The organism is Acidovorax facilis (genome assembly GCF_023913775.1).
In the GTDB taxonomy this organism is placed as follows: Bacteria; Pseudomonadota; Gammaproteobacteria; order Burkholderiales; family Burkholderiaceae_C; genus Acidovorax; species Acidovorax facilis.
Map to the genome: position 1 here is coordinate 20024 of NZ_JAMXAX010000071.1, position 10715 is coordinate 30738.

Below are 10715 nucleotides of genomic sequence, written 5' to 3' on the forward strand. Positions count from 1 at the left end.
GTGGTGGCTTTGCCTTGGTTGTCTGCGATGGGGGCCGGGGCCGCCTGGGCCGCCCGCCCGGCGCGCATCGTCTCGCTGGGCGGCGCGCTGACCGAGGTGGTCTACCTGCTGGGCGCGCAGGGCCAACTGGTGGGCACCGACACCACCAGCCTGTTCCCCGACGCCGCGCTCAAGACCGCCAAGGTCGGCTACATGCGCCAGCTCTCGGCCGAGGGTCTGCTGTCCCTCAAGCCCGACGCTGTGGTGGGCACCACCGAAGCCGGGCCGCCCGTAGTGCTGGACCAGGTGCGCAGCGCCGGTGTGCGCGTGGAGCTGGTGCAGGCCGACCACACCTGGGACGAAGTGCGCCGCAAGGTTGCCACCGTGGGCCGCGTGGCGGGCCGCGAGCGCGAGGCCCAGGCCCTGCAGGCGGACCTGGATGCGCAGTGGGCGGCAGTGCAAAAGCAGGTGGCAGCCACCACGCGGCGCCCGCGCGCCATCTTCATCCTGTCGCACGGCGGCAGCCCCATGGTGGCGGGCACCGGCACGGCGGCCGATGCGCTGATCCGCTTTGCGGGCGCCACCAATGCCATCACACAGTTCGCAGGCTACCGGCCGCTCACAGCCGAGGCCATGGCCAGCGCCGCCCCCGATGTGCTGCTCAACAGCACGCAGGGCATCGAGGCGCTGGGTGGGGAGGCCGCTTTCTGGCAGCGGCCTGAGCTGGCACTCACGCCCGCTTACCGCCGCAAGGCCCTGGTGGCCATGGAGGCCAGCCACTTGCTGGGCTTTGGCCCGCGCCTGCCTGCTGCCGTGCGCGAGCTGCACACCCGCACCCAGGCGATCACCGCGTGAGCAGCGTGGCTGTGGCGCAGCCGGGTGCGCGCTGGTCTTTGCGGCGCCTGTCGCCGCGCGCAGCGCTGCTGTGGGGCGTTGCGCTGGTGGGCCTCGCGTTCGTGTGGGCCAGCACGCGGGGCGCCTATGCCATTGCACCCGCCCAGCTGTGGCAGGTGCTGCTGCAGGCCCTGGGCGCTGCACCATCTGCTGAACAGGCGCCCGAATATCTGGTGTTCATCAACATCCGGCTGCCCCGCCTGCTGATGGGTGTGGCCGCTGGCGCCGGCCTGGGGCTGGCCGGTGCGCTGATGCAGGGGCTGTTTCGCAACCCGCTGGCCGACCCCGGGCTGGTGGGCGTGAGCAGCGGGGCCGCGCTGGCGGCGGCCGTCACCATCGTGCTGGGCAGCCACTGGCTGCCCGACCTGCCGCGCACCCTGGGCAGCTGGACACTGGTGGGCATGGCCTTTGGCGGCGGCCTGCTCGTCACGGCGCTGATCTATGCACTGGCGCAGGCCGATGGCGGCACGCGCATGGGGCTGATGCTGCTGGCGGGCGTGGCGGTCAATGCGCTGGCGCTGGCGGGCTTGGGCTACCTCAATTTCATCTCCACCGACGAGCAGTTGCGCAACCTCCAGATGTGGCTGCTGGGCAGCCTGGGCGGCGCGCGCTGGAGCGCCGTGGCGCTGGTGGGCGCCATCGTGGCGGTGGCCTGCGGCCTGGGCCTGGCGCTGGCGCGCCCGCTCAACGCGATTGCGCTGGGCGAGGCGCAGGCCGCGCTGCTGGGCGTGCCGGTGGAGCGCACCAAGCGCCTGGCGGTCCTGGTCACCGCGCTGGCCGTGGGCGCCGTCACGGCGGCCACCGGCATCATTGGCTTTATCGGCCTGGTGGCACCGCACTGGGTGCGCCTGGTGGCCGGGCCGGACCACCGCGTGGTGCTGCCGGGCTCGGCCCTGCTGGGCGCCGCGCTGGTGCTTGCGGCCGACGGCGTGGCGCGCACCATCGTGCAGCCCGCAGAGCTGCCGCTGGGCGTGCTCACGGCTTTCATTGGCGTGCCGCTGTTTCTGGTCATGCTGCGCCAGTTCCGGAGCAAGGTATGAATGCCGCCGTCGCATCCCCGGTCACCACCACCGCCGATCTGCTGGCGTGCGACCAGCTGGGTGTGGGCGTGCCCGGCCGGCCCTTGCTGGCCACCGTGCACACGCAGTTCGTGCCCGGGCGCGTCACGGCCATCCTGGGGCCCAACGGCGCGGGCAAGTCCACGCTGCTGGCCATGCTCTCGGGCCAGCGCGCGCCGCGCTCGGGCCGTGTGTGGATGGGCGGGCAGCCGGTGTCCGGCAAAGGCGCCCAGGCCCTGGCCCGCCAGCGCGCCGTGCTGCCGCAGGACACGGCCGTGGCCTTCGACTTCACGGTGCAGGAGGTGGTGGAGATGGGGCGCTTTCCCCACCGCCAGCCGCCCAGCCGCCGCGAGGCGCGCATCGTGAACGAGGCGATGCAGGCCACCGGCGTGGTCCACCTGGCCGGGCGCAGCATCAACACCTTGTCGGGCGGCGAACGCGCCCGCAGCCACCTGGCCCGCGCGCTGGCGCAAATCTGGGAGCCCCTGCCCGACGGTGCGACCCGCTGGCTGCTGCTGGACGAGCCCACCGCCGCCCTCGACCTGGCGCACCAGCACCACACGCTGGCCCTGGTGCGCCGCTGGGCGGTGGAGCAGGGCGTGGGCGTGGTCGCGGTGCTGCACGATCTGAACCTGGCCCTGCGCTACGCCCACGATAGCCTGCTGCTCGCCCCGGGCCTGGCAGGCCCGCGCAGCGTGCACGCCACGGCCCACCTGCTCACCTCCGCCACCATCGCGCAGGTGTGGGGCGTGCACAGCACGCCAGTGCTGGCGGCCGACGGAGTGCCGCAGTACCTGTTGGCGGCGCAGTGAATGGCATTTCTATAGTCAAAATGGCCTCTGCCGCGCTATGGGTATCAAAGTTTGCTATAAAAAATGAAGCATCTGCATGGCGTGCCTGTGCAACCCATGGAGGTAGGCCCCTCAACCCGTCAGGCTATCTGGCGGGGCGGGTGGCACGGCCTGCTTAGAATCCCGCTGCCCATGCGCCGCTTGCTGCTCGTCTTTCTGTTGGTGTTCATGCCGCTCCAGTCCATCTGGGCGGCGGCCTCGCCCTATTGCGGGCACGAGTCAGCGCCGCAGGCATCGCACTTTGGCCACCATGTGCACGAGCACCATGGCGACGAAGGGGCCGACCACTCGGTCCCTGGGGGCTCCCCCAGTACCCTGGCAGACATGGACTGCCATGCCTGCCACGGCACAGGCGGCGGCCTGGCGCACAGTGCCAGCGCCCAGGCCATCGTAGTGGCCGTGGCGCACCCGCCGGGCCAGGCCGCACCCGCCTGGCCACCCGCCTGGCCACCCGCACCCCTTACGCGCCCCGAACGCCCCAATTGGCCCTTCCTCGCCTGAGCGGCGAGGCGGGGTCTCTGGGCTGTCCCGTTTCCATTTTGTTGATGGTGTTGAAGAGCTGCCTTTTGAGGCTGTCGCGACGCGTGCGCTGACGCCTGCGTGTGCTGCTGATCGGCTCTTCTTCCCATCACGCCTCGCCGATTTCAACCTGTGGCCCCTGGCCACTGCAGAGGAATCGGATGCAATCAACGAAACAACGACACCATGCGCCCGCCGCCGCCGTAGCGGCTATGGCGCTGGGCTTGGCACTGCTGGGCAGCGCCACGCAGGCCCAGACCCTGACAGCCCACCCCGGCACAGCGCCGCTCACGCTCCAGGCCCTGTTCGAGCAGGCCTGGCAGCGCCAGCCCGAAGCGCAGTCAGCAGCTTTGCGGAGCGAGGCTGCGCATGCCACACGCAGCGCGGCGGCAGCCTGGACGGCCGAGCCCGTGGCACTGGAGCTGTCCACCAAAACCGACCGCCCCGGTAGCAACCAGGGCAGCCGCGAGGCCGAAGTAGGCCTGGCCCTGCCGCTGTGGCTGCCCGGCGAGCGCGCCCGCAAGGCAGCGCTGGCCGATGCGGAAGCGCAGGCGCTTAACAGCCGCCAGCGCGCCGCGCAGCTGCAACTGGCCGCCACTGTGCGCGAAGCCTGGTGGGCCGCGCAGCGCGCGCAGGCCGATCAGGCACTGGCGCAAGACCGGCTGCTGAACGCGCAGCGCCTGGCCGCCGACGTGGCGCGCCGCGTGCGCGCGGGAGACTTGTCGCGTGCCGACCAGGCGCAGGCCGACGGCGCCGTGGCCCAGGCCGAAGCCGCCATGGCCGAGGCCCAGGGCGCGCGGGACGCAGCGCAGGCCGCACTGGCTGCCTGGGGCGTGCAGGCCGCGCCCACCCTGGCGCTGGCGGACGGGGCAGAGCCCGAGCCCCCCGTGCCAGACCCCACGGCAGCCGCTGCCCAGCACCCTGCGGCGGCCGACTGGCAAGACCAGGCCGAGGTGGCCCGCCGCGCCGCCGACCTGGCCGCCGTGCAAACCCGTGCCAACCCCGAGCTGACGGTGGCCGCCACTCGGGGCCGCGAGCAGGCGGGCGACCGCTACCAGCAGACCTTCACCTTGGGCCTGCGCATACCCCTGGGCGGGGGCGACCGTGCGCAGGCGAAGCAGGCTACAGCACGCGCCGATGCCATCGATGCCGAGGCGCGTGCTGCCGTGGAGCAGAGGCGCCTGGCCGCCGACATTGCCGCCGCCATGGCCCGCGTGAAGGCCACCCAGGCCCAGCGTGACGCCTTGGCACGCCACGCGGCGCTGGCGCAGGGCACACGCGGCTTTATCGACAAGGCCTTCCGCCTGGGCGAAGCCGATGGCCCCACACGCCTGCGTGTGGAGCTGGAGGCCGCCCAGGCCGAACGCCAGTTGGCCCGCGCCCGCATCGACGCAGCGGCCGCCATCTCCCACCTGCGCCAGGCCCTGGGCCTGTTGCCGCAATGAGCTCCCTGTGAATTTCGACCAATTTTTAAGACAACCATGACACTCTCTTCCACTTTCTCCACACTGGGCCTGGCCCTGCTGCTGGGCTTGCTACCGCCGACCGCGCTGGCCGGCGCTGGCCACGACCATGGCGAAGCCCCCGCCGCCGCAGCGGGCACAGCCCTGCCGCGCTTTGCCGCCACCTCCGACCTGTTTGAACTCGTGGGCGTGCTCGACGGGCAAAAAATCGCGCTCTATCTGGACCACGCGGGCGACAACAGCCCCGTGAAAGACGCCCGGCTGGAGCTGGACATTGCGGGCACCAACGTGCCCGTCACCCGCGTGGCCGAGGGCGAGTTCCAGGCCACCCTGGCCGCGCCGCTGGCCGAGGGCGTGAGCCCCGTCACCGCCACCGTGGCCGCAGGCACTGACACCGACCTGCTCGCAGGCGAGATCGACCTGCACCCCGCCGCCCACACCGATGCCGCACCCGCAGGCCTGGCCCGCCGCACTGTGCTGATCGCAGGCGCCGTGGCCGCCGTGCTGCTGGCGCTGGTCGCCGTGTGGGGTTTGCGCCGAGGCCGTGCTGCCCGCATGGGCAACACCCAGCGCGTGGGAGGTACTGCATGAAGCGCTTCCATCCCATGCCCTCTTTGCTGGCTTTGCTGATGGCCGCCGCGCTCAGCGCACCCCTGCCAGCCCTGGCAGGCCCCGGCCACGACCATGGTGACGCGCCGCCTGCGCCCACCGGCAACGGCCCCAGCCGCCAGCCCGATGGCAGCGTGTTTCTGCCCAAACCCGCGCAGCGCCAACTGGGCGTGCGCACTCTGGTGGCAGCCACGGGGCAACACGCCAAGGCCTTTGAACTGGCAGGCACCGTGGTGATGGACCCCAACGCAGGCGGCAAGGTGCAGGCCATGCTGGCCGGGCGGCTGGAGGCCGGGCCCAAGGGCCTGCCCGGTGTGGGCCAGGCCGTGCGCAAGGGCCAGGTGCTGGCCTATGTGGTGCCCACGGCGGGCGCCATCGAGCGCTCCAACCAACTGGCCCAGCAGGCTGAACTGCGCGCTGCACGCGACCTGGCCGCACGGCGCGTGGCGCGCCTCACGGAGCTGGCCGACACCGTGCCGCGCAAGGACATCGAGGCGGCCGAGAGCGAGCTGCAAAGCCTCACCCAGCGCCTGGGCGCCGTGGGCGCGGGCCTGGCCACACGCGATGCGCTGGTGGCCCCCGTGTCGGGCGTGATCGCTTCGGCCAATGCCGTGGCCGGGCAGGTGGTGGATGCGCGCGAACTGGTGTTTGAGGTGGTGGACCCATCGCGCCTGCGCATCGAGGCCCTGGCCTACGACCCGGCACAGGCCCAGAGCGTGGCGGGTGCCACGCTGGCCTTGGGTGGGCAGCGTGTGCCGCTGCGCTTTGTGGGCGCAGCGCGCAGCCTGCGCGACCAGGCGCAGCCGCTGCAGTTTGCGGGCGACTCGTCTGCGCTTGGCGCCTTGGCCCTGGGTCAGCCGGTGCGGGTGTTCGTGCAGTCCACCGACAAGGTGGAGGGCGTGCAAGTGCCCGCCGCCGCGCTGTTGCGCAACCCGGCCAACCAGACCATCGTCTGGGTCAAGGAGTCGCCCGAGCGCTTTGCGCCACGGGTGGTCACGGCGGTGCCGCTCGATGGCACCTCGGTGGCCGTGACCTCGGGCCTGCAGCCCGGCGACCGCGTGGCCACGCAGGGCGCCACGCTCATCAACCAGGTCCGCTAAGGAGTCGCTATGTTCAAGTGGCTTCTCGAAAACAGCCTGGTCAACCGGCTGCTGGTGCTCATCGCCGCCGCCGTGCTCATGGCCTATGGCGCCTTCACGCTCTCGCGCACGCCGGTGGACGTGTTCCCTGACCTCAACAAACCCACCGTCACCCTCATGACCGAGGCGGGCGGCATGGCAGCTGAAGAGGTGGAGCAGCTCATCACCTTCCCGCTGGAGACCACCATGAACGGACTGCCCGGTGTGGAGAGTGTGCGCTCCACCTCCAGCGCGGGCCTGTCGTTCATCTACGTCACCTTTGACTGGAGCACCGACATCTACCGCGCGCGCCAGATGGTGTCCGAACGCCTGTCGTCCATGGAAGAGGGCCTGCCCACCGGCATCACCCCGCGCATGGGGCCCATCAGCTCCATCATGGGCGAGATCATGCAGGTGGCCATCCCCATTGACGCGGGCAAGACCACGCCCATGGCTGTGCGCGAATACGCCGACTGGGTGCTGCGCCCGCGCCTCATGGCCATCCCCGGCGTGGCGCAGGTCATCCCCATCGGTGGCGAGGTGCGCCAGTTCCAGGTGCTGCCCGACACGGCGCGCATGGCGGCGCTGGGCATTACGCACGACCAGCTCACGGGCGCGCTCAAGGGCTTTGCGGCCAACACCTCGGGCGGGTTCTTGGAGCTGGGCGGGCGCGAATACCTCATCCGCCACCTGGGCCGCACCTCGCGGCTCGAAGACCTGCAGAACCTGGCCCTCACCGCCAAAAACGGCCAGAGCGTGCTGCTGCGCCAGGTGGCCGATGCCACCTTTGCCGCCGCCACCAAGCGCGGCGACGCGGGCTTTGAAGGGCAGGGCGCCGTCATCCTGGGCATCCAGAAGCAACCCACGGCCGACACCATCGGGCTCACGCGCAGCATCGAGGCCGCGCTGGTGGACCTGAAGAACTCGCTGCCCGCAGGCATGGAGGCACCGCGCGTCACCTTCCGCCAGGCAAGCTTCATCGAGGCCTCGGTCACCACGCTGCAAGGCAAGCTCATGGGCGCCTCGGTGTTTGTGGCGGTGATTTTGTTCGTGTTCCTCGGCACGCTCAGGCCCACGGTGATTGCGCTCACGGCCATCCCGGTGTCCATCTTCATCACCGCGCTGGTGTTCAAGTATTTCGGCCTGTCCATCAACACCATGACGCTGGGCGGCCTGGCCATTGCCATTGGCGGCCTGGTGGACGACGCGGTGGTGGACGTGGAGAACGTGCTGCGCCGCTTGAAGATGGACCGCGCCAAACACCCCCACCACCGCCTGCACCCCATCGAGGTGGTCAAGCTCGCGTCCATGGAAGTGCGCTCGGGCATCCTGTATGCCACGGCCATCATCGTGCTGGTGTTCTTGCCGCTGTTTGCACTGCCGGGCATTGAGGGGCGGCTGTTTGTGCCGTTGGGCATTGCGTTCATCGTGTCCACGCTGGCCTCGCTGCTGGTGTCGGTCACCGTCACTCCGGTGCTGGCCTTCTACCTGCTGCCGCGCATGAAGAACCTCGACCATGGCGACACGCGCGTGGTGGCCTGGCTCAAGGCGCGCTACCGCAATGGGCTCTCGGCCGTGCTGGCGCGCCCACGCACGGCCCTGGCCGTGAGCGCAGTGGCGGTGGCGCTGTCGGCAGCGGCGGTGCCGTTCTTCCCCACCACCTTTCTGCCGCCGTTCAACGAAGGCACGCTGCTCGTCGGCATGCGACTCAACCCCGGCGTCACGCTGGCCGAATCGAGCGCGCTGGCCCGCCAGGCCGAGGTGCTGGTGCGCCAGGTGCCCGAGGTCACGCACGTGGGCCGGCGCAGCGGCCGCGCCGAGCTGGACGAGCATGCCGAAGGCGTGCACGTGAGCGAGCTGGACGTGGGCCTGCTGCCAGCGGCGGAGCTCAAGCGCAGCATGGCCGAGGTGCAGGCCGACATCCGCAGTCGCCTGGCGCACCTGCCTGCCGCCATCGCCATCGGCCAGCCCATCTCGCACCGCATCGACCACATGCTCTCGGGCGTGCGCTCGCAAATCGCCATCAAGCTCTTTGGCGACGACCTGGACACCCTGCGCGGCCAGGCCGAGGCCCTGCGCGCGCGGCTGGCGGGCATCCCCGGCCTGGCCGACCTGGAGGTGGAAAAGCAGGTGCTGGCGCCCCAGATCACCGTGCGCGTGGACTACGCCGCCGCTGCACAAATGGGCGTGCCCGCACCCCAGGTGCTGGCCGCGCTGCAGACGCTGGTGGAGGGCGAAAAAGTGGCCCAGGTGGTGGAGGGCAGCCGCCGCTTTGCGCTGGTGGTGCGCCTGCCCGACAGCGCACGCTCCATCGACGGCCTGGCGCGTGTGCTGGTCGATACGCCGCGCGGCCCCGTGCCGCTGTCGCGCCTGGCCACCATCGAAGAGGGCGACGGCCCCAACCAGATCAGCCGTGACGATGGCAAGCGCCGCATCGTGCTCTCGGCCAACGCGCAGGGCAGGGCGCTGTCCGACGTGGTGGCCGACATCCGCCAGGCCGTGGGCGACACGCGCCTGCCCGAGGGCTACTTCATCACCCTGGGCGGCCAGTTCCAGGCGCAGGAAGAAGCCAGCCGCCTGGTGGGCCTGCTCACCATCGTCTCGCTGGTGCTGATGTTTTTGGTGCTGTACACGCGCTACCGCTCGGCCACGCTGTCGGCCCTCATCATGGCCAACATCCCGCTGGCGCTGGTGGGTGCGGTGCTGGGGCTGTGGGTGTCGGGCCAGCCGCTGTCGGTGGCGGCACTGATCGGCTTCATCACACTGGCGGGCATCTCGGTGCGCAACGGCATTTTGAAGGTGAGCCATTACCTCAACCTGATGCGCGTGGAGGGCGAGCGCTTTGACACCGCGATGATCGTGCGTGGCTCGCTGGAGCGCCTGAGCCCCGTGCTGATGACCGCCCTGGTCACCGCCTTTGCCCTGGCCCCGCTGCTGCTGGAGGCCGAACGCCCCGGCACCGAGATCCTGCACCCCGTGGCCGTGGTCATCTTCAGCGGCCTCATCAGCTCCACGCTGCTCGACACCTTCCTCACCCCGGCCCTGTTCTGGCTGTTTGGCCGCAAAGACGCCGAACGCCTGCTGGACGACAAGAACGCCGAGGCGTTCTGAGCTTTTCTTGTTTTGTATTTGTTCTCTTTGTTTGTTCGTTTGCTTTTTCATTCACCCTTTGAAAGGACTCTCATGAAAACCACCCGCCAACTTTTCGCCGCCCTGGCCCTCGCCACTGCGGCCACCACCGCCGCTTACGCCGCTGGCGACCACGGCGCGGGCCACGACCACAAGCCCCAACACGGCGGCATCGTGGCCGAAGCCAACGACATGGACTACGAACTCGTCGCCAAACCCGACACCATCACCCTGCACCTGCGCGACCATGGCAAACCCGCCAAGACCGAGGGGGTGAGCGCCAAGCTCACCCTGCTCAACGGCACCGAAAAATCCGAGGCTGTGCTGGCGCCCGCAGGCGAGGGCAAGCTCGAAGCCAAGGGTGCCTTCAAGGTCGCTGCAGGCACCAAGGTGGTGGCACTGGTGACACTGCCGGGCAAGAAGGCGGCGAATGTGCGGTTTGCGGTGAAGTAAGCCGCTGTCGAAGAGAAAAAGAAAGCGTTGTGCACCACGCGCCGCTGCGTTGGCGTTTGCTGGCGTGGCGGTGTGTGGCCTGTCTCAGTGGCAGTGCGCCTTGAGCACCGGCGAGATGGGTGCGTGCGTGGTTTCAGGGGTGCGGTGTGCTGAAATTTGAAGAAAATTGGGCTCTACCGCCTTTCTATCAAGCGCTTATAGCTATCAAATTAGTAGTGATGTGATGGATGTCGGGCGCAAGGTGCTGAGCTTCCGTGGGCGGGAATAGGCAGATTTTTGGGGCGGAGTGTCTGGCTGTTTTTGGCCGCTGATTGCAGCCGGTCATTTTCGGTGATGACCTGCACCGGGTACCGACACCAGACATCGGATGCCATGAAAGGCTTACGACAACCGCGCTTTGCGAGCGACAGCGGGCTTCCGATGCCAAGAGCGACTCATGACGTTAGGCTGCCTTCTTTTGCATGTCGGCGATAAGCTCTTGTCGCGAGGAATCGGCGTACCAGTCGCGCTTTAATTTAAGGCTACGCTGAACAAGCCCTCGAAATTTCCCGCGCGAACGCGGAAGACGCCATTTTTTGGATTTTGTGGCCTCTTGCGCCGCCCATTTGGGCCGTTCGCAGGGCCTTGAGGCCCGATTTCCAC

The 10715-nt window shown here is 69.6% G+C and carries 10 protein-coding genes; 9 read left to right on the plus strand and 1 reads right to left on the minus strand.

Annotated elements, in window-relative coordinates; all coding sequences use genetic code 11:
- Nucleotides 1-27 precede the first annotated feature (27 nt).
- The 9 genes from NFX52_RS18375 (at nt 28) to NFX52_RS18415 (ending at nt 10073) form a co-directional block, all read left to right on the plus strand.
- Entirely contained in the window at nt 28-834 is an 807-nt protein-coding gene (locus NFX52_RS18375; RefSeq protein ID WP_369801355.1) for a heme/hemin ABC transporter substrate-binding protein, read from the plus strand.
- The gene (locus tag NFX52_RS18380; protein ID WP_055398637.1) at nt 831-1913 is read left to right on the plus strand and encodes a FecCD family ABC transporter permease; all 1083 of its coding nucleotides are present in this window, start codon (nt 831-833) and stop codon (nt 1911-1913) included. The genes NFX52_RS18375 and NFX52_RS18380 overlap by 4 nt, the downstream gene beginning before the upstream one ends.
- Nucleotides 1910-2743 (plus strand): heme ABC transporter ATP-binding protein, encoded by an 834-nt coding sequence (locus tag NFX52_RS18385; RefSeq protein ID WP_055398638.1) that lies wholly within the window; start codon nt 1910-1912, stop codon nt 2741-2743. Before NFX52_RS18380 ends, NFX52_RS18385 begins: the two co-directional genes overlap by 4 nt.
- Nucleotides 2744-2914: 171 nt before the next feature.
- Complete coding sequence (locus NFX52_RS18390; protein ID WP_055398639.1) at nt 2915-3283, plus strand: hypothetical protein; 369 nt, start codon at nt 2915-2917, stop codon at nt 3281-3283.
- A 179-nt stretch (nt 3284-3462) separates the two neighbouring features.
- Nucleotides 3463-4746: a TolC family protein gene (locus NFX52_RS18395; protein WP_055398640.1), complete on the plus strand. Its 1284-nt coding sequence runs from the start codon at nt 3463-3465 to the stop codon at nt 4744-4746.
- Between the two features lie 36 nt (nt 4747-4782).
- Nucleotides 4783-5355, plus strand: a complete 573-nt coding sequence (locus tag NFX52_RS18400; RefSeq protein WP_055398641.1) for a hypothetical protein — start codon at nt 4783-4785, stop codon at nt 5353-5355.
- A complete protein-coding gene (locus NFX52_RS18405; protein ID WP_207402036.1) occupies nt 5352-6473 on the plus strand; it encodes an efflux RND transporter periplasmic adaptor subunit in 1122 nt (373 codons plus the stop codon). The genes NFX52_RS18400 and NFX52_RS18405 overlap by 4 nt, the downstream gene beginning before the upstream one ends.
- 9 nt (nt 6474-6482) lie before the next feature.
- Nucleotides 6483-9602 (plus strand): efflux RND transporter permease subunit, encoded by a 3120-nt coding sequence (locus NFX52_RS18410; RefSeq protein WP_207402037.1) that lies wholly within the window; start codon nt 6483-6485, stop codon nt 9600-9602.
- A gap of 72 nt (nt 9603-9674) precedes the next feature.
- Complete coding sequence (locus tag NFX52_RS18415; protein WP_055398644.1) at nt 9675-10073, plus strand: hypothetical protein; 399 nt, start codon at nt 9675-9677, stop codon at nt 10071-10073.
- Between the two features lie 442 nt (nt 10074-10515).
- Here NFX52_RS18415 and NFX52_RS18420 read toward each other — a convergent pair.
- The coding region (locus tag NFX52_RS18420) for a hypothetical protein (protein ID WP_252635770.1) at nt 10516-10715 on the minus strand (200 nt) is incomplete at its 5' end.

What these genes read in the sequence shown, in the direction of transcription:
- NFX52_RS18390 (WP_055398639.1), top strand. Translation starts at nt 2,915, where the DNA reads ATGCGCCGCTTGCTGCTCGTCTTTCTGTTGGTGTTCATGCCGCTCCAG.
- NFX52_RS18405 (WP_207402036.1), top strand. Translation starts at nt 5,352, where the DNA reads ATGAAGCGCTTCCATCCCATGCCCTCTTTGCTGGCTTTGCTGATGGCC.
- NFX52_RS18385 (WP_055398638.1), top strand. Translation starts at nt 1,910, where the DNA reads ATGAATGCCGCCGTCGCATCCCCGGTCACCACCACCGCCGATCTGCTG.
- NFX52_RS18410 (WP_207402037.1), top strand. Translation starts at nt 6,483, where the DNA reads ATGTTCAAGTGGCTTCTCGAAAACAGCCTGGTCAACCGGCTGCTGGTG.
- NFX52_RS18375 (WP_369801355.1), top strand. Translation starts at nt 28, where the DNA reads ATGGGGGCCGGGGCCGCCTGGGCCGCCCGCCCGGCGCGCATCGTCTCG.
- NFX52_RS18415 (WP_055398644.1), top strand. Translation starts at nt 9,675, where the DNA reads ATGAAAACCACCCGCCAACTTTTCGCCGCCCTGGCCCTCGCCACTGCG.
- NFX52_RS18400 (WP_055398641.1), top strand. Translation starts at nt 4,783, where the DNA reads ATGACACTCTCTTCCACTTTCTCCACACTGGGCCTGGCCCTGCTGCTG.
- NFX52_RS18395 (WP_055398640.1), top strand. Translation starts at nt 3,463, where the DNA reads ATGCAATCAACGAAACAACGACACCATGCGCCCGCCGCCGCCGTAGCG.